This window comes from Oscillatoria sp. HE19RPO, assembly GCF_024220515.1.
Lineage (GTDB): Bacteria > Cyanobacteriota > Cyanobacteriia > Cyanobacteriales > Laspinemataceae > Laspinema.
This window is the reverse complement of sequence record NZ_JAMXOT010000083.1, coordinates 1-21953: the sequence shown is the minus strand read 5'-3', so window position 1 is coordinate 21953 and position 21953 is coordinate 1. Positions and strand designations below refer to the sequence as shown.

General features: G+C 47.8%; 15 protein-coding genes. 5 read left to right on the top strand and 10 right to left on the bottom strand.

What is annotated here, in order from left to right:
* Positions 1-270: 270 nt before the first annotated feature.
* The gene (locus tag NG833_RS08550; RefSeq protein WP_254564873.1) at positions 271-798 is read left to right on the top strand and encodes a hypothetical protein; all 528 of its coding nucleotides are present in this window, start codon (positions 271-273) and stop codon (positions 796-798) included.
* A gap of 144 nt (positions 799-942) precedes the next feature.
* Here the strand turns inward: NG833_RS08550 and NG833_RS08545 are convergent, their stop codons facing one another.
* Together NG833_RS08545 and NG833_RS08540 are read right to left on the bottom strand one after the other, a co-directional pair.
* A complete protein-coding gene (locus tag NG833_RS08545; protein WP_254564872.1) occupies positions 943-1371 on the bottom strand; it encodes a Dabb family protein in 429 nt (142 codons plus the stop codon).
* A gap of 82 nt (positions 1372-1453) precedes the next feature.
* Positions 1454-2368 carry a tetratricopeptide repeat protein gene (locus tag NG833_RS08540; RefSeq protein ID WP_254564871.1) on the bottom strand — a complete coding sequence of 305 codons (915 nt, stop codon included), beginning with the start codon at positions 2366-2368 and terminating at the stop codon, positions 1454-1456.
* Between the two features lie 622 nt (positions 2369-2990).
* On the opposite strand from NG833_RS08540, the gene NG833_RS08535 reads away from it, so the two are divergent.
* Positions 2991-3980 (top strand): hypothetical protein, encoded by a 990-nt coding sequence (locus NG833_RS08535; RefSeq protein ID WP_254564870.1) that lies wholly within the window; start codon positions 2991-2993, stop codon positions 3978-3980.
* Positions 3981-4049: 69 nt separating this feature from the next.
* Here NG833_RS08535 and NG833_RS08530 read toward each other — a convergent pair whose 3' ends face one another.
* From NG833_RS08530 to NG833_RS08515, 4 genes are all read right to left on the bottom strand, one after another.
* A complete protein-coding gene (locus tag NG833_RS08530) occupies positions 4050-5231 on the bottom strand; it encodes a homocysteine biosynthesis protein (protein WP_254564869.1) in 1182 nt (393 codons plus the stop codon).
* A 160-nt stretch (positions 5232-5391) separates the two neighbouring features.
* The gene (locus NG833_RS08525; protein ID WP_254564868.1) at positions 5392-6627 is read right to left on the bottom strand and encodes an AI-2E family transporter; all 1236 of its coding nucleotides are present in this window, start codon (positions 6625-6627) and stop codon (positions 5392-5394) included.
* Positions 6628-6861: 234 nt separating this feature from the next.
* Positions 6862-7056: a hypothetical protein gene (locus NG833_RS08520; protein ID WP_254564867.1), complete on the bottom strand. Its 195-nt coding sequence runs from the start codon at positions 7054-7056 to the stop codon at positions 6862-6864.
* A gap of 263 nt (positions 7057-7319) precedes the next feature.
* Positions 7320-8492 carry a transposase gene (locus tag NG833_RS08515; RefSeq protein ID WP_254564866.1) on the bottom strand — a complete coding sequence of 391 codons (1173 nt, stop codon included), beginning with the start codon at positions 8490-8492 and terminating at the stop codon, positions 7320-7322.
* A 188-nt stretch (positions 8493-8680) separates the two neighbouring features.
* On the opposite strand from NG833_RS08515, the gene NG833_RS08510 reads away from it, so the two are divergent.
* Positions 8681-9523 (top strand): phosphate ABC transporter substrate-binding protein, encoded by an 843-nt coding sequence (locus NG833_RS08510; protein ID WP_309143841.1) that lies wholly within the window; start codon positions 8681-8683, stop codon positions 9521-9523.
* Between the two features lie 126 nt (positions 9524-9649).
* On the opposite strand, the gene NG833_RS08505 is transcribed toward NG833_RS08510, so the two are convergent.
* The 4 genes from NG833_RS08505 to cobN form a co-directional block, all read right to left on the bottom strand.
* A complete protein-coding gene (locus NG833_RS08505) occupies positions 9650-10828 on the bottom strand; it encodes a DUF4394 domain-containing protein (protein ID WP_254564864.1) in 1179 nt (392 codons plus the stop codon).
* A 1009-nt stretch (positions 10829-11837) separates the two neighbouring features.
* Positions 11838-12524, bottom strand: a complete 687-nt coding sequence (locus NG833_RS08500; RefSeq protein ID WP_254564863.1) for a DUF3226 domain-containing protein — start codon at positions 12522-12524, stop codon at positions 11838-11840.
* On the bottom strand, positions 12524-13645 hold the full coding sequence (locus NG833_RS08495; RefSeq protein WP_254564862.1) for an ATP/GTP-binding protein: 1122 nt from the start codon (positions 13643-13645) through the stop codon (positions 12524-12526). Before NG833_RS08495 ends, NG833_RS08500 begins: the two co-directional genes overlap by 1 nt.
* 37 nt (positions 13646-13682) lie before the next feature.
* Positions 13683-17714 (bottom strand): cobaltochelatase subunit CobN, encoded by a 4032-nt coding sequence (cobN, locus tag NG833_RS08490; RefSeq protein ID WP_254564861.1) that lies wholly within the window; start codon positions 17712-17714, stop codon positions 13683-13685.
* Positions 17715-18336: 622 nt separating this feature from the next.
* On the opposite strand from cobN, the gene NG833_RS08485 reads away from it, so the two are divergent.
* Both NG833_RS08485 and NG833_RS08480 read left to right on the top strand, forming a co-directional pair.
* A complete protein-coding gene (locus tag NG833_RS08485; RefSeq protein WP_254564860.1) occupies positions 18337-20817 on the top strand; it encodes a GAF domain-containing hybrid sensor histidine kinase/response regulator in 2481 nt (826 codons plus the stop codon).
* Positions 20818-21020: 203 nt separating this feature from the next.
* Positions 21021-21746 (top strand): N-acetylmannosamine-6-phosphate 2-epimerase, encoded by a 726-nt coding sequence (locus tag NG833_RS08480; RefSeq protein WP_254564859.1) that lies wholly within the window; start codon positions 21021-21023, stop codon positions 21744-21746.
* Positions 21747-21953: the final 207 nt, after the last annotated feature.

Here is a 21953-nt window from a genome sequence, read left to right as displayed (position 1 = left end):
CCAACAAATAAATCATCCTTGCTTTGATGCGATCGCACCTAACAAGGCTCTTTTAGCCCGCGCAGGCGGGCTTTGTCCTGTGAGCCTCCAGGCTTGAGCCTGCGGGTTTTTTGAAGGTTTTATTTTTTGGAGTTCCCTAACGACTCCATCATTAACTATCAGAATCAACGGTAAATTCAGCTACATATTCTCGTTAAAAACTGGAATAAAATTGATACATAATTTTATAAAATAACGGTAAAATATCAGGCTAATTCCCAGAAATAGCAAATGGATTACCTCGACGAAGAACAAGCCAAACAAGAGATATTCCGCAAGTACAAATACGCGCTCAAAGGACTGCGGGTAGACCTAGGCCGCCCGGATGTGGTAGAAGCGCTAGACCAATGTTTCGAGGATTTTGAGTCAATTCTGCAACGATTTATTCTGTGGGCAATCTATCGAGAACAGGAGGATGGTAAACTCCTGGAATATCCGAGTGCTGGACTGATTCAAGCGATTAAAGAAGAATGGAAATTGCGCGACAAAAACGCTTGGTCTGACGAGATATTATCAGACCCGCGCTTTGAGAGTCCCGGTACGAAATGGTGGAAGGCAGCAGAGGACGGGCTGGGACGCGATACCCGTAACCGGCTGATTGCCGATGTGGTCGAGGAAAACACCTCCTATGTCCTGTTCCGCAACGGTCTGACCCTAAGACTAGCAGTGGCGATGGACTGGGAGTGGGACCAAATCCGAGACTATGGGGAACGGGAGACGCGGCCACAAACTGGCTCCTTGACTCAAATCTTTTCTTGAAGGAGCGCATTCGATAGGCGTTTGGAAACAAGAGTCCCTTTCTGGGAGACCCGTATAAAAGCTATGGAACTCCTTACAAACGAAGCGGTGCCTGCGCGGGCTAATTAGAGATAAAAGACTTGTTACAACCTGATTTTATATGACTCATTCTCCGTAGAAATCAATCACCCGAATGTTGGCAATTTTTGAGCGGTGGCGGGCCAGGAATTCTTGATGATTGGGATGGGGTCCGTAGATATCTAAATCGGCATTTTTAGAAAGTTTCACATAGAGTCCGAGGTCATAATCTTTGAGATGAACCTCACGGTCATCTCGGGCTTTGGGTCCTAATGAGACTTCTAAAACGCCGGGGATGGCACTGATTAAGCTGCGGTTATCTTCAATGGTTTGCTCAATTTCTTCTGGGGTAACATCGGGCTGGAGTTCGATTAAGACAATATGATGAACGGGGGGTTCTGAAGGGGATGGGGGTTCGGGATTACTGGCGATCGCCACCGTCGGATTCATCTGACCCAGTTTAAACGCCGCCACGATCAGTAATCCACCGAATGAAGTTAAGGGAATTTTAGGCACTAGATTAACCTCGGGATGGGTCCCTTGGGAAAGGGGTAAAAAAAGGGGAGAGGCGACTGCTGTTGCTTCTCCCTTTTCAGTATTACTCAGCTTCCGGTTCCGCTGTAGAATCAACTTCCGGTGCCGCTTCCGGTGCCGCTTCCGGTGCCGCTTCCGGTTGCGGGGTTGCCGGAACTGCTAGGGGAACTTGTTGCGCTTGTTGCTGAATTTGATCCCGGTATTGCGGGGGTGCTAATTGAGCCGCTGTTTCAAATAGGGGTTTAGCCTCAGCCAATTTTCCTTGATTTTGCCAAACGATCGCCTTGGCATAGATCGGACGAAAATCCTCCGGTTCAGATTTCATGGCTTCATCGTAAACCGCGATCGCCTCCTCATACCGCTCTTGGTCCGCATAGACTTGGCCCAAAATCACCTGGACCGAAACCACATCAATGCTTCCGGGCTGAATTTGATTCGCTTGGGGAGCCGTTTTCAGGGTATCCTCAAGTAGGCCGATCGCCGCTTCGGGACGGCTTTCCATCAGCAAAAGATTCACATAACCTTGGAGAGCATTAATATTACCCGGTTGGGTTTCCAAAATCGAGCGATAGACCGTCGAAGCCCCATCGCGATCGCCGATTTGTTGCTTACCTTGGGCCAGCAGGACCGCATAATCCGTGCGTTCCGGATTGAGGGCCACTAATTTTTCCAACGCAGCGATCGCCCCGGGGATATCTTGTAACTTGAGTCGAGTCTCCAACAGTCCGCGCAGGGCCGTCTCATTATCCGGTTCCCGCTGCACCACTAATTCATAACCCCTAGCTTGAGCTTCCAAATCCCCCTGCTGCGAATTTGGGGTCGTTGTTGGGGTTGCTGGTGTATTAGACGAAGTGGTTTGTGCAGCTCCCATCACACCATTGACAATCGGCGTAATAATTGGCGCAAGACCAATTCCCACAAAGGCAACGAGCCCCAGTATCAAGACGTACAACTTCCATCGCCCCAGCTTTTCTGTCACTATAAAACCTCTAACGCTATCCACATTTTAATCAACATTGGCAGTAACCGCAGGGATTTCTAAAAGAATTAACTCCTTGGAATCGGGGTAATGATTGTAGCTGAGTTGACAGACAACGGCCAACCCAAAATCCTTTCAAAAGTCATGCAGTGGTCCGTCACCCTGAATTGAGAGCCAGGTTATTCCAGAACCCGAGGGAGTAGCGATCGCCCCTTGATCCACCCAACCCAAGCGAGAAAAGCCGACTCAATGCTATCTTGATCAGGAGTGCGTTTTAACACCAATCTGCATTAAACAACCCTAGTTTCCGGCATTACGCCACGAGCAAGCATTGACAGAGCGTACCCCAGATCGACTAGATTTGACGGGTATGAATGCTGTGCGAGCCAGTAAAAAGCAGAAACCATGCGGATTCGGCCCTAGCATCCTTGCATTTTAGGTAAAATCAGCAGCCTGATGGAAAACAAGCCCCTATCTTTCGATAGTGGGTGGGTTCCTCCCTTATGTTAAGTCAGGATGCCACGAGCTTAATTCTATAGAACCTGTCAAATTCAGGTTTAGAATCATAAAGCGTTTTTCAAGTTAGCTGTCACCGGATGTGTCTCCGCCGCCAGGAGGTTTTATGAATTCCTCTCCCAATCAACTCCCAAACTCCGCTAATACTCCAGAAGCAGGCCAGCCTGATCCTAGCGTTCAGGCCAATCCGCCCGACTTCTCCACGAGTCCTCCCACAACATCACCGGAACCGAAATCGGTCGCCGAATCCAAGAAGCCGCCCGACTCCGAGGCGGTGCCGAATCATTCGGACGCCACAGTGATGCGGCCTCATCCGATTCCCCTGCCTTCTGAACCGAAGCAATATCGGGCGATCGGATTGGTCGCCGGTCGCTATGAACCCTCGGAAGAACAATTCACCCGAGGAAATTTGATCACCCCAGAAGGAACCGCAATTGATGCGGTTTTACTGGGTAAAGTGATGAGTTTGGTCAAAAATCATCTCAGCGATCGAGAAAATCACCTCTGGGTGGTTTATCCTCGCACTAGACAGAAAGAAAAGACCTTGCACGTCCAAATTATGGGGGTGTGGGAACCGGAAAAACTGACCCCCGCCTCCTCAGAATCCCCGACCCCGACGACCGAAGCGACAGCGACGGTCACCGAGGAGTCATCTGAGACGGAAGAACCGGGCGAGGTCGAGATTCAAGATGGGTATTTTTCCATTCGTGGCGAGGTGATTTTTCAATCTCAGGACGAGCAGTATATCGTCGTTAAAATCAAGCAAAGCCCGAAAGATTCTGACACCAAACCTAAGTTTTTCAAGTTACAGCTTGAGGGGACTTTACCGGGAAAAGCTGTCGGTCATTTCTGGGACCTGCACGTGAAGCGTCAGGAAAATTCCCTGCTAATTGAGCAGGGGAACGACATGGGCTCAATTGCTCCTAAAAAGAAAAAGCCCTTTAAAGGAAAAGGGGGGAAACCGGGCGGCAGCAAGCGCCCCTACAAGAGTTCGGCACGCCCAGTTCCTAACCCGACGGTTCAGCAAACCGCTACCCCCCGAACCGAACCACTTCCCAAACCCGTCAAGCGGAATAAACCTAAAAATCAGGAATAAACCGTTGCTCAGGGTTGAGGTTGAATTGCTTCACCGGAATTCTGAGCTGTCCAGGACCCTCCGGGTGGATTATTCTAAGCTGAGTTGAGACCCCCACAAATTTTGGGGTAAAAACGAGCGGTCCATCGCCAGGGGGAAGACGGGTTCGGTTAGGGTAAACTCCCCGGATTCGATCCATTGCTTTAATTCCAAAGCAACTTGACGGGAAAAGAAGATACTGGCTAGAGGTGCCGTCCGCACGGGTTTACCTTCCAGGGTAATCCGACCCGTTTTAAGCTGGGCGTAGCTGACTAACCCAAAGGTTGGACGAACCCGACGGGGGATGGAGAAATCCACAATCGGGGCCACTACATCTTGGTCTTGCACCGCACAGTGCAGGACCACTTGCTCATTGAGGATGGGTAACGGCACTCCGACGCCCAGCATTAACGAGGGACCGTAGTTGTGGAAGTAGCACCCCCGCACCCATTTTGGATTCATCTGTTTGGCATCTCCAATTAAGGCTAAGGTGGCCGCAGGGCCAATGGGCGTCTTATTCGGTAGGCGTTTTTGCTTGGGAAAGTGCTGAGTCCCTTCCCAAGCAACATAGCCAATTCCGCCTCCTAAAAAAACCCGGGTTCCCGGACCAATCAGGTTGAGTTCTGGGTCGTTGAGCAGGGGCGAAATCGCGCCCGGGTTGGAATAGACGGCATTCCCGAGATGGGGTTGTAAGGGACCGAGGTAGGTAAACAAGGGCCGATCGCCCCCATTCACCCCTACAATAAAATTTTGATATAAGTTTCGCGGGTTATATAAATAAAACTGGTTAATGGTGTCCTTGGTCAGAGTGGTTTCAAAAGAGGCCCGGGGATAGCAATCCGTGACTTGCCCGATCGCCCGCAGATGAATCGGTTTCCCGGCAATTAAATCGGCGATCGCATGACCCCCACCCCGTTCTCGGATTTCCTCTCCATCTTGAGCTTCCGCCACTTCAGTCGCCCCTAAATACAAATCCACCGCCCCAAACCCCGAATAGGCAGGAACTCCATCTAACCAACAGCGCCGAATTTTAATCGGGGGGTCCGTATGTCCCAGGTTCAGAATTGCCCCCGATGACTCCATCGGTTCAAAGGTCCCGGTTGTCACCACATCTACTTCCTTGGTCACCGCCGGGATGCCCTTTTCCAGAACCCGCGCTTTTAGTTCTTCTACAGTCCAGACGACTGCTTTTTTTTTGCTAATTTTGTCATTAATTTCGGCAATCGTTCGCATAGCTTGGGTTCTCTAATATCGGTATTGATTCGGGGATTTTTTTGACGATTGTTAACGAATTCCTCTCTGATTACGGTTAGGTTTTGAGGATGATTGGGGCGAATTTTAAGCCAAGAATCCGGTTAAAAAACAACCGGAACTGTTTACAGGAGTTTAACCCTTATTCCGGTTGAGTTTGTTCCTGAAACTCAGGGCCCGATTTGACCTCGGGGGAAATCAGTGGGCGATCGCTGTCCTTGGGGCGATCGTCCCAAGGGTCATAGTCTAGGGCGGATAGGTCCTGACTCAATGGCAACAACGGCACTGATTCGGGCTTGATTGGGGGGTCAACCGGGGCGATCGCCTCCAAGCGTCTTGAGCGTCTCGTTGCAAAGGGTTTACGCCATCGGTCTAATATATCTTTCACCAACGTTTCTTGAAGCCAAACCTGAAGCACTAAGGTTAAAGGCAGGGCTAGAAATAACCCTAAAAAGCCAAAAATAGAGGCAAAAAAGACTTGGGCGATTAAAGTGACCGCTGGCAGTAAAAAAATCTGCTGGGCCATTACATAAGGAGTCAGGACATTACTTTCTAACTGCTGAATGAAAATATATAATCCCAGCACGGCTAGGGATTTCCAGGGTGCATCCAGCAGGGCGATCGCCATTGGTGGAATGGCACTTAAGGCCGGTCCAATATTGGGGATAAAGGTTAACAAACCCGCTAATACCCCATTCGCTAAAGCTAGAGGAACGCCCAAAATTAAGAGGCCCAGCCAGCTTAATACCCCAATCACCATCATGTTAAACAGAATGCCAATCAGCCATCCGCCTAATGCCACATCGCAGCGATCGAGAATTCCATCAACCCGCCATCGGTAAAACGAAGGGAAGATGCGAACAAAAGCACTCCGGTAAGCTTGAGGACTGCTCACCATCATTAAGGCTAGAACTAAGACTAATAAAGAGCTTAACAATCCCCCAAAAGTCCCGCCCACAACTGCCCCAGCGCCTCCGACTAATTGATTGGCCAGGGGTTGAAGTTGTTGAACGATACTATTAACATCGGGTAAATATTGATTTAACTGCGGCGGGACTTGGGTTCTAAATTGATAAATTAAATCATTAATTTCTGCAAATCCCAAAGTCAGGAGTTGAATGAGTTGTTGCAACTGAGTGACAAATGGAGGCACAATCAGCCAGAAAAAGCTCACCAAAACCAGGAGTAACAGGAGGATGGAAATCATGACGGCCCAACCGCGTTTGATGCCAAACCATTGCAACCGGCGAGCGAGTCGATTTAAGGCAGTCGCTAGGACAACTGCCGCAAATAGCAGTAATAAAATTTCTCGGATTTGCCAGAGAATATAGCAAGAAATAAAAACGGCTAATAAGCCTATCCATTGACCTAAATTCACGGCGATCGCTCCCTCCCATCTAAAGCTATTTCAGCTAACCCCGCTTTGTCTCGACCCTAAATCAGGGGTTCCCCATCTTCAGTAGATTGACCCCGGGGATTGTACTCGATACTCAATATATAGCCTCAACTGGGTCTTTTTGTCTTACCCGCACTCAACTGCCTGAGTTCAAAGGCGATCGCACCACAGCCTCCCCTCTTTTAACTCAAAAGGGCCAATCTGTCCCCAGTCCCCTTAATTCTGTGGATCCTGGAAATACAGTCGCCAACTCAGGACCCCCAAGACGATCGCTGTCGGTGTACAAACCAGGAGTAAGGCGATCGGCGAAGTCTCTGGAATCGCCAGCAGAGGACCTCCATATTTGATAGCAGCAGAAACGATGGCTGAGGCCACCATCACCTTGATGATAAATATAGTATTACTATCCATTGTGATTTATGACACTTGAAAAACTCAACCGAACCCTTTACACTCAATAAAAAAATCAGCAAAAGATAGAATTTAACTAACTTTCTCCATAGATCTTAGATTACAGTCCATCCTTGCCCTTAATCCTCAAAACCTCAAAACCGTGGCTAACAAAACTGGACCTTCGCCCGTTCTTTATTTTGTCACCTTTCTGATTCTAGCCGCAGTCGGTTACTGGTTCGTGAACTACCGAACGGTGAATCAGAGATTACACCGTCGGCTTCCTACCCAGCAGATTGCGAGACAGTAGATTTCTTGCGTCCTCTACTATCTCGTCTTACACCTGGGCGATAGGCGACTTCCCCGGTCCCCGAGGATAAAATCCGCAGTCCTTCATCTCTTATATTTTTGGCGGCGTTGATGTCACGATCGTGCTTCGTTTGACATTTTTCACACTGCCAGAACCTAACATCAAGGGTAAGGCTTCTTACTTGATTGAGGCAAACATTGCAGGTTTTGGAGCTAGGGAAGAATCGGTCTACTTCAAGGTAGACTTTCCCTTCTTGCTCTGCTTTATATTTCAACATAGTACAGAACTGACCCCATCCCACTTGGCTGATTGCTTTAGCGAGACAGTGATTTTTGACCAGGTTCCTAACTACTAGATTTTCTACCACTATAACTTGGTTTTCGTCTACCATCCTGCGCGACAGTTTGTGGTGAAAATCTGACCTGCTTCGAGATATTTTGTTATGTACCCCGGCTACCTGTTTGCGGGTTTTATTACGATTGTTAGAGCCCTTTTGTCTTCTGGACAACCGTTTCTGTTTGGCTCTTAGATTTTTCTCATGTTTAGCTAACCAACGGGGGTTATCAAACTTAGACCCATCGGAGGTGATAGCAAAATGAGTCAATCCTAAATCAATACCTACTGCTTTACCTTCAGTCGTTTTTTCTGGGATATCTCTCCCATCATCAACTAGGACAGAGGCAAAGTATTGACATGAGGCGTTCATCGAGACCGTGACTGTTCTGATTGCCCCATCAATAGGTCTATGTAGAACAGCATGAATAATCCCCATTTTAGGGAATTTAATGCCATCTTCTACAATAGAGACGTTTTGGGGATAACTAATAGATTGGTCTCGGTGCTTTGATTTGAAGCGAGGATAAGAAGCCCTCCCTTCAAAAAAGTTGATAAAAGCCCTGGACAAATTTAGGGCAACAACCTGTAAGCATTGGGAATAGGGTTCTTTCATCCATTCATGCTCTTTCTTGAGATTAGTTATCTCTTGCTGAATGGCAAAGCGCCCCAGACCCTTCCCTGTAGCTTTGTAGGTTTCGTTGGTAAGGTTGAGAGAGTAGTTCCATGCGAATCTACAGCAACCAAAACTCTGAGCAAGGTGTTGTCTTTGCTCGGAGGTTGGATAGATTCTGTACTTCGTTGCTCTCAGCATTACCGTAAAAATAATTGGCGATAATATTATAGCATGAGAGTTCCACTGGTTGTCAATTTTCAGGGCATCGAACCCTTCAATTGACTTGAGGGGTCCATGTATCCCGACGCTCAATCGAAGATTAGAGCGCGGGACTTATCGCCCCTCAAACTCCCCGCTAGTTAAGTTCGGAAGAACAAACCGCGCAAATCACGCCCGATGCTGCGATCGCCCCTCAAACGGCGGCCCCTTCGACTCCAGCACTTCCATCGGCCCCCCTTGCATCGACCCCGCAGAGAAGTTATACCTTTTCCCTGCCAGCATCAGTCCCCGCGAATACCTCCGTCAGAATTGACGGTTCTACCAGCATGGTGACCATTAATCAGAACCTGAAACAGGGGTTTGAGAGACAATATGCCGGGACCAACATCCTCCCCGTTGCCAATGGAACTGAACGGGGAATCCAGGCAGTTCAGGAGGGAAATGCGGACTTAGCGGCAATTTCGCGATCGCTGACCCCCGAAGAAAAAGCCCAGGGATTAGCAGTCGTGGCGATCGCCAGCGATCGCATCGCCCTAGTCGTCGGCATGGAAAATCCCTATAACGGCGGAATGACTCAGGAGCAAGTCCGGCAAATCTTCCAAGGACAAATCACCAATTGGCAGGAGATTGGCGGACCGGACGGACCCATTCAAGTCCTGAATCGCCCGAGTATCAGTGGCACTCATCAAGCCTTTCAGGAGATTGTACTCAATGGGGGCAATTTCGGGAACAGTCCCAACATCACCACCCTTCCCCGAGATGAAACCACCGGAATGCTACGACAACTCGGACGCAATGGCATCGGGTATGCCACCTTCACTCAAGTGGCCAATCAGCAAACCGTCAAAACTCTCCCCATCAATGGCATGATGCCCGATCATCCCAATTATCCCTTGCAGCGCGTCTTATCCTACGCCTATCAGCAGCCTCCCAACCCCGCAGTCCAAGCCTTTTTAGGCTATGCGATTTCCCCCCAAGGACAGCAGGCCATGCTTTCTGGCAGCAATTAATGGTTACTCCAAACACCGGATAACGACTGAAGTCGTTACTACGAACATAAATTAATTCAGGGAATACTCCAATGTTTGTAGTAACGACTTCAGTCGTTTCTTTAGATTCTGTATCTCGAATTGAGTCTAAAAAACGCGACCCTCATCAAATCCATTTTGGATATAGTGTTGAGTTGCAGCCACTAAATCAGTACCAAAAGCCGACCTTAAATCCTCATAAATATTCAGATAATTAACTGGATTAAACACATTGGGAACTCGCCCTTCCGAAGCCCCAAAAACAACATAATGCTCCGTGGCCAACTCCGGATTAAACCCAATCACCTGAATTAAATCCCCATAAGAAGCCAGATATCGCAGTTCATCAAACGTATCCAACGCTCGATTTTCTGCTATCCCAAATGCCTCATAATGTTGAGTAGCAGCGGCCAAATTATAGCCAAACGCAGCAATTAAATCGGGATGAGACGCCAAATATTGAGCCGGGTTAAATTCAGTTTCTCCAGTAATCGTGTCTCGGAAAGTAGAATTGGGTACGGTTGCCAACCCTTGTAAATTTAACCCTGGATTGCCTCCAATCATCCCTAAGCTAGTCGCTTGACCATTTGTTAAGTCAATGGAATAAAGCATCGAGTTGGCAACGGCAAAGGCCGCATTCTCCCCGGCCATCCCTGAAACAATATCAAACCCTGCCAAATTACCAAAATCAACCCCTAAATTCCCAATGGTAACCAGAGTTCCATCATTAGGGGGATTTTGCAGTAACAGGGTATTCAGTTGAGGATCGATATTGTAGAGTTGGGTTGAAGTTGTTCCGGCAAAGGAATTGGTATAACCCGAGGCACTAATGGTCGGATCAACGGCTGCATTGGGGTCGCCTGCTGCAAATGCTAGGGTGCCATCAACAATCACGGCTCCAGTATCAACATTGATGCGGAAATTTTGGTTATTCTCCCCCACTAATCGCAGGCGATCGGGAACGGGATTAAAGTCAAATCCCGAAACAGTTCCCCCTTCAAAGGGTTGGGATAGGGTACTGACTAATGTGGCCGATACGGTGGCCGGAGTCATGGTATTATTCAATGCTCCATTGGCATCAATGGTGAATCCCAGACTCTGGGGGTCAATGGCGTAAATATTATTGGTGGTTGTGATGCCATAAATCAAACCGTTGGCTGGTCGGGTATCAATTCCTAGTAAAGTTCCCTCGATTCCGGTTACCCCCACGGAGGAAATCTGTGCGGGATTGTTAGAGTCAAAAGCGACTAGGGTATTGTTGTCATTTAAAGCAATAAAAACGGTCATGATTCTTCCTGGTTCTGCTGTTTAATGGTCGGAATTTGGTTTTATCCCCTGAAAGGCCCGCATAAAATAGCGGATTATGACATCGTAATTACACATTTCTATGTTTTCCGGGAAACCCGATAGATGTGTTAAAAGTTGATTTTTACCCCGTTCAGATTGGGTTTAATGCTGTTTCAAATCTTTCCCTGTTCAATCCTGCCTTGAGGTTTGTCTCCTTCAATCTAGGGTTAATCTAGCTAAGAGGGTCTCTTTTGTCAGGAGCGGTTAAAAAGTGAATCATTTATGTTCAGGTTATTTAAGTTACTTCCTGAACTGAATCAAATCAGCTCATTTGAGTGAACTTCAGTAAATTAACCGCCAAGGGAGAAGACTCATCTAAATTTTAGCACTCTCCCAATGAAGCGTGAGTGAAATCAGAGTAATAATCCGTCCAATCATCAGGTTTTATCCCACAATCTTTTGTCAGTATCTGACGGGAAATTACCCATTTTAGGGCTTCTGGAGACTGTAAACCGAGAATCCTGACAACCGGCAATTTACACCCACGAAGTCCTGAGAGAATGAGGTGTTTGCGTCCTTTCTTAGGTATTTTAGGGCATCAAGTTCATGATCCTGCTCAACGGAGACACTGTTTTTCAGTGCAAGGGCTCAGGTTCCAAATTTAACACGATCGCTGACCCATTGCCCCTAATACCATCTCTTATAAGTGAGAAATATGGAGGTTATAGTGATTTAAGTTGGCTCAGTTAAGTAGCTGTGGCGGGCCAAAAAGGGCGGTTGAGTAGCGATTAAAAGCTGGGTTTCTTTCCCAATTTCTAATGAGGCGATCGCCTGGATATCAATACTTCATACTATTAATGCTGTTGGAGTTATCTCCGGTTTTGTTTTGACTGCTGACTTGTCTCTCAAAAAGCAGTTATTTTTCGGGGAAGACTTGAGAGGAAAATTTTTATATCAACTTATCTTTAGACGCTTGTAGAGAACGCAATTTTTATAGGATAATCTAAATTTAGCCGTTTACTTCAGGGATTTCAGCCTCAAATAGCCGTTGTAACCAGTCCGCAAAAACTTGGGCGATCGGTGACTCCCTCTGCAAAACCCGCGCCGTAATTGCCTGTCCCATCGGCATTCCTGGAGTCTCCTGCCATGCCAACCAGGTATGAATCAGCGCCTTTGCATGATGAATTTCTCCATATCGGTTCAGTCCCTCTTCTTCAATTTCCCTTAAAATCTCTTCCGCTTTCGGACGCAAATTATCATCTTCTGGCATCAACAACGCTACAAAATCCTCTAACATTCCCGGCAGTTGATTATCCGGCATCACCCAAACTCCCACCCGCTTTAAATAAATATCTTCCGGTTGATAAATCCATCCTTCTACCGGAGGCGAATCGGGGATATCTGCCTTGGGATAATCGCTGGCAATCAACCTATCTCTAATCGATTGCCATCGCGCTGCTAAGTTTTGGTCCGCATCCACTACGATTCCCAAGATTCTTAAATTCTCTTCCTTCAATTTTAAGGGCAAACCATCTAATAGGTTCTTGACTCCTTCTGCCCCGTTTTCAGGTAATTGCACTTTAAACGTTTCTGGGATATTATATTGTTCGCATAAGGCCCAAATAACGTGCTGGTCGTTTTTGCCTTCAACCAATAGCTGATTGGGAGGCGTTAAGTTTTTCGATTGTTTCACCATCACCGCACCTCAATTCCGTATTCCACTGCTTTTTCTAATTGCTCGGCTGGATAATCAATAGCGCGAATCAATTCACCCCGCCAGCTTAACCGAAATAATTTTCCTACATCACTTTCTGGGGCTTCACTTAACGCTTGTGCAAAACCCCTCACACAATCCCAACTGTGAGTAGTGGCAAAAATCTGGATATTCAATTCTTGGGCAATTTCTATCAGTAACCTCCACATATCTGCCTGAACATCATAATACAATCCAGTTTCAATTTCATCTACTAGCAATACCCCATTTTCAGCCATTACCGCAGCCATGATGAGATTTAAAATTTGTGTCATTCCTTCTCCCATACTTCCCAGAGAAATAGGGTTATCTCGTCCTCGAAGTTTGACTAAAATGCTACTGGCAGCAGTTTGACCCCGAGTCAAAGTAAATCGTTCAACATCCGGTTCTAAAATTTGCAATGCTTTGACAACTTTATCTTCTTTTGGAGTTAGGGCAATTTCATCCCACATTTCCGCTATATTGTCAAACCGGAGGCGTTGCGATGTCATTAAAATACTGGGTTTATTTTTGACTAAATAATGATTTTGTTCATAATTTTCTGATTCTGTAGAATGCTTGGTGAAAGATGTTGATGCGGCTCCTTTTTTATTAACTTTAGCCAGATAAATCGTTCTTAAATCTTCTTTGTCTCTTAACCAAACTAAATTGGAAGAACCTGTAATCTCATTTATTCCAAAATTTGCATTTTTAAATTGTTCATATTCATCAAGGCTAGGATTGTATAAAATCATTAGAGTAAGCCAGTAATCTTTTTTTGATACAATAGAAAGGGTAGATTCCGACTCCAATATGTGGTTATAGAATAAAGGTTGGATTTGATAGAAAAGTTCTTTAGGCTGATTAGTAATCCGGCTATCAGCTAAAATAATTTGGCCTCGATAACCCAGTATTTCATCCAACGTATCAACAAGGTCGTCAGGACTCATTAACAAATGAATCGCTTCTAACAAGCTGGTTTTGCCACTATTGTTTGGACCCACTAGCAGGTTGACTCGTGCTAGTCCGTCTATCTGAAAGTCTTTGAACATTCGATAATTTTTTAGGCTGATATCGCGTAACATAAGGACCTCTGAATTGTTGATGTTCTTCTATTCTAGTTTAGGAACCGATCGCTGATTCGATCGCCCCTTCTGCATCATGCACGATCGCCCGTAACTCCTCCAACATCGGCTGTTCCACCCCTTCCCACAAACCGCGCTGATTTGCCTCTAACAACCGTTCCGCCATATCCCGCAACGCCCAAGGATTCTTCTGATGGATAAACTCTTGCACTTTGTCATCTAACAAATATGCCTTTGCCACCCCCTCATACATAAAATCCTCTACACAATGTGCTGTAGCATCGTAGGCAAACAAATAATCCACCGTCGCGGCCATTTCAAACGCACCTTTATACCCGTGGCGCATCACTCCCTCAATCCATTTCGGATTCACCACTCGCGATCGATATACTCGGTCAATTTCCTCCTGTAACCGGCGAATTTTGGGCTTTTCGGGCAGAGAATGGTCACCAAAATATGCCACCGCATCCGTGCCTCGCACCGATCGCACTGCCGCTAATAACCCCCCTTGAAACTGATAATAATCATCAGAATCGAGTAAATCATGTTCCCGATTATCTTGATTATGTAAGACAATCTGCATCTGCCCTAACCTTTGCTCAAACGCTTCTGGGGCGGAATGTCCATTGCCCATGCCTGTATAAGCGTAACTACTCCAGTTGATGTACGCCCGGGCCAAATCTGCGTCAGTAGTCCAGTTTTGCCCTTCGATTAATCCTTGTAATCCTGCACCATAAGCGCCCGGTTTTGACCCGAAGACGCGATAACGCGATCGCCGGTTTGCCTGTTCCGGAGTCAACCCCAACCCTTGCCATTTCTCACTTTCTACCTGCACTTGCGCCGCCAAGGGATTATCTGTTGATACTTCCTCCATACTCGCCACTGCTTCCACCGCGCGATCGAACAAATCAATTAAGTTGGGAAAGGCATCCCGGAAAAATCCTGACACTCTCAACGTGACATCCACCCGGGGACGCCCCAAAACCCGGACCGGCAAAATTTCAAAATCCACCACCCGCCGAGAGGGTCCATCCCAGACTGGGCGCACCCCGAGCAATGCGAGGGCCTCGGCAATGTCATCGCCCCCCGTTCGCATAGTCGAGGTCCCCCAGACGGATAATCCCAGGGTTTGTGGATATTCCCCATTTTCCTGAGTGTAGCGCTCGATCGCCTCTTCTGCGGCCCTCCGTCCAATATCCCAAGCAGTTTCTGTGGGAATTGCCCGAATATCTACGGAGTAAAAATTGCGTCCCGTTGGCAACACTTCGGGACGTCCTCGCGTGGGTGCACCGGATGCGCCACTGGGGATATATCGTCCTTCAAATCCGCGCAACAATTGAGTGATTTCTTCGGAAGTTCGTCGCAATGCCGGAAGTAAACAATTCCGAATCCAATCTAATTCTTTTGCCGTGGCAGTGTCAGGTTTGGGGAGAATTGTTTCTCCCGTCGGGTCGATAATTTGGGTAACTAATGCTGCTGCTTCTGCTTCTAAAAAGGCGATCGCATCTCCAATGGTCCGACGAGAAGAATTGGGGAGTTCTTCCCATTTCCCTAAAAACAGATCGGACCTCTCCCCCCTGCCCCCCTCCCCTACAAGGGGAGGGGGGAATTGACCTCTTTCTCCCCCTTCCCTTGTAGGGAAGGGGGTTGGGGGGTTAGGTCTCTTTTCAAAATTGAGATAATTACCCGCCAATTCCGGCAAAAATTCCGCCGGATTGCTGGTGAGAGGGTCAAAGGAAAGTCCTTGATCCTCTGCTAAAGCGCGGGTCAGTCCAAGGCGATTGCCTCCGGGATGTCTGGCGATCGCCACAATTAAATCCACCAGTTGCCGCCCTTCGGGACATTTCCCAAAAATATGCAGTCCATCTCGGATTTGCGCTTCTTTTAATTCACACAAATATCCATCTAAATTGGCGATTAACGCGGTAAATTCTGGATCGGACTCCGGAGAAGATGAATTAGTCCAAGATGAGTTTTTATCCAGATGTTGGTCTTTTACCAGTTGAATCAGGCGATTGCGAATCGGTTTTAAACGAACCGGATCCAAACTTTGGGCTTCATAATATTCATCAATTAACCCTTCGAGTTGTTGCAGGGGACCGTATAATTCCGCCCGGGTCATGGGCGGGGTTAAATGGTCGATAATCACCGCTTGCGATCGCCGCTTTGCTTGGGACCCTTCTCCGGGGTCATTCACAATAAAAGGATAAAAATGCGGCATCGGTCCCAGGGCAACTTCTGGGTAACAATTTTCCGATAGGGCAATACTTTTTCCCGGTAACCATTCTAAATTGCCATGTTTGCCCACATGAGTAATTGCCTGTGCACCAAAGCATTCTCGAATCCAATAATAATAGGCGAGATATTCATGGGTCGGTTCTAAATCCGGGGCGTGATAGTTCAAACTGGGGTCGATGTCGTACCCTCGGGAGGGTTGAATTCCGATAAAGATATTGCCCAATTGAATCCCAGGAATGGGGAAATTTTGGGTTTCCAAAGTCAGGCGATCGCCTTGCTTTTGTCCCCAGCGATTCTCAATTCCTTGGCGAACAGGTTCCGGCAAGGTTTCATAATAGGATTGATAGTCTTTCCCTGGCAAGACTTGGCGAATTTTTCTCAATCCTTCTCCTTCCGGGTCGTTGGTGACTCCGGCAGTGAGGAGGCGAATCAATTCGTCCCCTGTAGTGGGGATATTTTCGATCCAATACCCGGCAGTTTGGAGGGCGTTGAGGATTTCGATACAACTTGCCGGAGTATCCAAACCGACACCATTGGCGAGGCGTCCGTCTCGGTTGGGATAATTGGCTAAAATTAAGGCAATTTTGCGCTGACTGGGGGGACTTTGGCGGAGTTTGATCCAGTTGGCAGCGAGATCGGTGACGAAATTAATGCGATCGCCCAGGGGTTCGTACATCACCACCGGGGTCTCCAGTTTTACATGATTTTCAAGTACCGTCTTAAACGACACCACCCGAGTAATAATCCGTCCATCCACTTCGGGGAGGGCAACATTCATTGCCATATCCCGGGGGGAGAGTCCCTGAAAACCCGATTCCCACTGTTCCTGAGTGCCTCCACTGAAAATTACTTGCAAGACGGGGACATCCAGGGTTTCCCAGAATCTTAGGTCTGGGTTAGCAGAGTCTTGGGTAGAGGGTAAACTCTGGACCGCTTGACCGACTGCGAACCCTGTGGTATTTAATATTATCTGCACGGTTTCAGACTGAGGGGGTTGCAGATAGGTTAACAGTTCATTTTGGACATCTCGATCGCGTAAAGAAGAGACAAATACCGGCACCGGGTCTAAGTGGCGATCGCGCAACCCTTGACAAAGTGCATCAATCGGGGCAGTATTTCCAGCCAGGTAATGAGCCCGATAAAATAGAATCCCCACCTTGGGAAATGAGGGGGATAATTCAGCCGAATTGAGGCCCGATTTAGAATTAACCGATCGCGTGGGATTGAGAGGTGATTCTTCTCGGGTAAACCGTTCATTTGGAATTCCAAATCTAGCAGATTTTCCAGGATAAAGTCCCACCCGAGGGATTGGCCTGGGCGGGGCAGGATTGTAGTCTCTTTTTAAACAAACCTGGGCGATAAATTGGAGCGCATTAACTAGATTATCGACACCGCCTTCGGTAAAATATTGCCAGACTTGGTTAACCACAACCAGGGGAAGCGAGGAATGACCGATTAAATCGGGGTCCCCGGCATCATCGCCGGGAATCACAATCAGGTGAGCCCCTGTAGTTTGGACCGTTTCGCGAACGACTTCCAACCCGTAGGACCAATAAGCGCGTCCTCCCAGCAATCTCAAGACAATCACCTGTGCCTCGGAGAGGACCTCCAGTGCATAAGTATCGATACTGAGTTGCTGTTGCAGTTGCAGCAGATTGACCACCCGCAAATCGGGAAAGTCAGGGGGGAGGTGGGGGAGGGCCTGGGCGATCGCCTGAATATCCGTATCCGCCGCCGTCACGATCGCGACGGGTGCCGGAGTTTGGGAGACCAAAATCACTCCCTCTTCCTGTGGATTCCAACCTCCTGGGGTAGCAGCTAGACGATGCATGAGAGTCTCCTGAAGCGATCCAAGTACAATGGCACAGTCCATCGTACCAAAACCCAGGGCAGACCTGACCCCAGAACTTTTTGGGGGTTAGTACCGCAGGGGGAAGACTAGCGGATTTCTTGATAAAATCTCTGCTGAGGTTATAGCGAATCCCTGTCAAAATCCTGGGGTTTTGTCCGGTCTATCTCATCCCCATCCCGATGTCCTAGAGGGATTCATCCCTCGGTATGGGATCAATCAAAGGAGCGAGTCCCTGGCAATTTTTCTTAAGATAGAGATGACTCTATGTTTATTATTCCGAAAAAATACTGATATGGATTAAAAGTCAAACGGTCCTCTATTCTAGGTTGATCTTCTTAAGAAAAGGTGAAGACTACAAAAACCCCAGAATTTCTGACTCAAAACTTGAAAAATCACCCTACTATAGCTAATAAGCCCTTGAGTAGAGATTTATCCCAAAATTTTTCTAGAAATCCGAAGTGCAGCAGCTTTAGAGCAAGCTCCACCGGCTGATTCTAAAACAATAGAAATCGGGGATGGTGTGAGGGCATGGTCAAGGACGAGCATTTCCCCCCAAAAATTCCCCCATCGCACTCAGCTTTTGCCAATAGGCGCTTAAAATATGCCGACCTTAGAAGTCTCACGAAGAACTTTATCCCATAACACCTTTGAGCAGTTGCGCCAGTTGTTACAGCAGCAGGGGAAACGCCCAGGGTCAGTGGTGCTGACTGAATCGGTCCTGGGTAGCGAAGAAATTCCTTCGGATCACCCTTGGCAATGGTTTACTCTAGTCCTGTCGGAGGACTTTAGAGTTTTGCTGTTGGGGGGCCCTGCCGAGGGAACGAATGGCGATCGCCCGGAGCTCATCGGGACTCTCCCGCCACCCATCGAAGGGCGATCGCCCCAGGTGGAAGTCGGTTTAACCTTTGAACCCTCACAGGTGGCCGAATTTTTAACCGGGTTGGAGGAGTCGTCCCTCATCAATCTGGAGCATGACGAACTCGAACGCACCCGCAACAGACTACAACCGAATAATCCCCACCTGCAAAGCGAATTTACCCTCTCGGCGATCGCCTTGCTCGCTGCTGAAGATTTCCACCCCACTGCCAGTTATGCCTCCGATAGCTGCGTCTCCATCTGTCAACCTGTCGAAAATGCCCTACACCACCAAATCGAACAAGAGCGACTCTTAAATCAAGTCACCACCCAGATTCGTCAGAGTCTGGAATTGCCTACTATCTTGTCTACTGCCGTGGAACAGGTGCGTCGGTTCCTCCTCGTAGACCGATTAGCTATTTTCCAATTTAACCCTCAAAATCAATCCAAAACCGTAGACTCCGGCAATGGCAAACCCTCCCCTGAACCCCCTTGTGAACCCTTCCACCTTTGGGACGAAATCGAGACCACATCAGACAACTTAGAGGGAGAAGATTCTAAATTTTACCCTTCAAAATTATCCCTGAAAAAACCACCACAAATCGGAGCTATTACCTACGAATCCAGAGTTTCTGATGAAATTTTCTCCCTCCTCAGAGTTCAAGAAGAAGGGAATTCTTTTCTGCCTAGACCCGAATTTATAGAAAATTATCGTCAAGGGTTTATTCAGGCGATCGCCGATGTGACAACCGCCTGCAATTTATCCCCAAGCTGTTTACAAATGCTCCGGGACAATCAAATCCAGGCCCAATTAATTGTCCCGATTATTGTCCAGGATAACCTCTGGGGACTCTTAATTGCCCATCAATGTTTTGAAACCCGATTTTGGCTCACCAGCGAACAAGACTTTCTTAAACATATTGCCGAACATTTAGCCTTAGCCATTCACCAAGCCGAACTGTACGCTCAAGTCAATCGCCAAAAAAAAACATTAGAAGAACGAGTCATCGAACGCACTCATGACCTCCATGATGCCCTAGTCGCTGCCGAATCTGCGAATCGGGCCAAAAGCGAATTTTTGGCCACCATGAGCCACGAATTGCGAACGCCTTTAACCTGTGTCATTGGGATGTCTTCTACCCTCTTGCGCTGGTCCTTTGGACAAATGAGTGCCAAACAACAAGAATATCTTAAAACCATTCATGATAGTGGCGAACACCTCCTTGAACTGATTAACGACATCCTCGACTTGTCTCAATTAGAAGCTGGCAAAGCCATTTTAAAAATCACCGAATTTTCCTTGACTAAACTCGCCCACCAGTGCTTGCAAAGTGTCGCCCCCAAAGCAGTAGAAGCCGGATTAGAACTAGAAATGATTCTCGCCTTAGACGGTCAAAGAAACGACCTTTGGACCGCCGATCGCCGCCGCGTGCAGCAAATTATCTTAAACCTTTTGAACAATGCTATTAAATTTACACCCAACGGAGGAACGGTTACCCTGCGGGTTTGGAGTGAAAGTAAAAATGTGGTATTCCAAGTGGAAGATACCGGCGTAGGAATTCCCGAAGACCAACAATCCCTACTCTTCAAGAACTTTCAACAATTGGACACTTCTTACCGTCGTCAATATGGCGGGACGGGACTCGGACTCGCTTTAACAAAACAACTCGTCGAACTCCACGGAGGATGGATTGAAGTACAATCCACCGTAGGCGAAGGCTCTATTTTTACCGTCCATCTGCCTGCGGCGCGCTTATTATCGAACTCCAATTCTCAGAATCGTCTGGGTGATAGCTTTAGTTCAGAACCCCTGCAAGGTCGAATCATTTTGATTGAGGATTGTGAGGAGAGTGCTATCCTAATTTGTGACATTTTAACCACCGCTGGTTATCAGGTGGTATGGATGATTGATGGGGCGACGGCACTCGAACAATTTGAACTCCTGCAACCCACTGTAGTGATTCTAAATTATGACTTACTTAGCATGAATGGAGCTGAACTGCTCCAGTCGTTGCGTCAGTCCCCGGCGCAGGAACCTCTGAAAATTTTAGCGTTAATTGGTCTAGAAACCGGGGAAGATAAAGACCGGGCTTTTGAAGCTGGGGCGGATGATTGGTCCCCGAAACCCATTGCTCCAGAACGGCTCATTAATCAAGTCAATGCTTTATTTCACTCTTGCCGAGCGGTGAATCAACCCGAAAGAGGGGAAATTGGGGCGAGTAAATAAAGTTGAGTTTATAACAAACCGCACCCTTGAGGGTGGAGGCTCACAGGAGGAAGCCCGCCTGCGCGGAGTCAGAGATACAAACTACTTTTGAGAAACGGATTTTGGGATAAATACGGTAGAATTTTATTGCTTGTTGCTTGAATAAGCCCGGGTTGATTTCATCCCTTGAAATTTTATCAAAATCCAGAGTATTTAACGGGTTAATGAACGAACAACTCTCTGAAAAATCAGTGAATTTGACCGATGCGATCGCCCCTTTGGAGGGCGGATTAATTGTTTCCTGTCAGGCTCCCCCAGATTCTCCCTTGGCCGAACCCTCGATCATTGCCGCAGTCGCCTTGGCATCAGTTCGCAATGGAGCCGTGGGGGTCCGCATCGATACCCCCGCTCATATCAAAGCAGTGCGCGATCGCCTCAGTCCCACCCTTCCCATTATCGGCCTCTGGAAACAATCCATCCCCGGATCCGAAGTTTACATTACCCCGCAATTTCATCATGCCGAGGCGATCGCCGCCAGTGGTGCCGATATCATCGCCATCGATGCCACCAGTCGCACCCGTCCCCATGATGAAACCCTCTCCAATCTGATTGCCGCCATTCACAACCGCCTCGGAAAACCCGTCATGGCAGATGTGGATACCCTCGAAGCGGCGATCGCTGCCGCCAATTTTGGAGCGGATATCATTGGCACCACCCTCTATGGCTACACCCGCGCCACCCAACACTCCACTCCTCCCGGCTTTGATCTCCTCGCCGAAATCCGCAAAACCTTCCCCGGATTCCTAATTTGTGAAGGCGGCATCAGTTCCCCAGAAATGGCAAAACGCGCCCTCAATTTAGGCGCGAATGCCGTCGTTGTTGGTACCGACATTACCGGCATTGACCTCAAGGTTCAAGCCTATCAAAAACACTTGAATTTGAGTGATTAGCTTTATAGGATAGCGAGCAAGATGCTCGCACTCCTATAAATATCCTCGTGACGCGCTTAAGCCACGTCACAAGGATGAAGAGGTGATCTAAAGTTTGTAGTAACCCCTGAAGGGGTAGCCCTGTCAAGGTGGTAAATTTAATGACAAAAAATCGTTATTTCTTGTAGGGGCGCAATGCTTGCGCCCTCCGGAGGGCGCAAGCATTGC

Coding starts and splice junctions, on each gene's coding strand:
- NG833_RS08550 (WP_254564873.1), top strand. CDS start 271: ATGGATTACCTCGACGAAGAACAAGCCAAACAAGAGATATTCCGCAAG.
- NG833_RS08535 (WP_254564870.1), top strand. CDS start 2,991: ATGAATTCCTCTCCCAATCAACTCCCAAACTCCGCTAATACTCCAGAA.
- NG833_RS08530 (WP_254564869.1), bottom strand. CDS start 5,231: ATGCGAACGATTGCCGAAATTAATGACAAAATTAGCAAAAAAAAAGCA.
- NG833_RS08520 (WP_254564867.1), bottom strand. CDS start 7,056: ATGGATAGTAATACTATATTTATCATCAAGGTGATGGTGGCCTCAGCC.
- NG833_RS08515 (WP_254564866.1), bottom strand. CDS start 8,492: ATGCTGAGAGCAACGAAGTACAGAATCTATCCAACCTCCGAGCAAAGA.
- NG833_RS08505 (WP_254564864.1), bottom strand. CDS start 10,828: ATGACCGTTTTTATTGCTTTAAATGACAACAATACCCTAGTCGCTTTT.
- NG833_RS08500 (WP_254564863.1), bottom strand. CDS start 12,524: ATGGTGAAACAATCGAAAAACTTAACGCCTCCCAATCAGCTATTGGTT.
- NG833_RS08495 (WP_254564862.1), bottom strand. CDS start 13,645: ATGTTACGCGATATCAGCCTAAAAAATTATCGAATGTTCAAAGACTTT.
- cobN (WP_254564861.1), bottom strand. CDS start 17,714: ATGCATCGTCTAGCTGCTACCCCAGGAGGTTGGAATCCACAGGAAGAG.
- NG833_RS08485 (WP_254564860.1), top strand. CDS start 18,337: ATGCCGACCTTAGAAGTCTCACGAAGAACTTTATCCCATAACACCTTT.
- NG833_RS08480 (WP_254564859.1), top strand. CDS start 21,021: ATGAACGAACAACTCTCTGAAAAATCAGTGAATTTGACCGATGCGATC.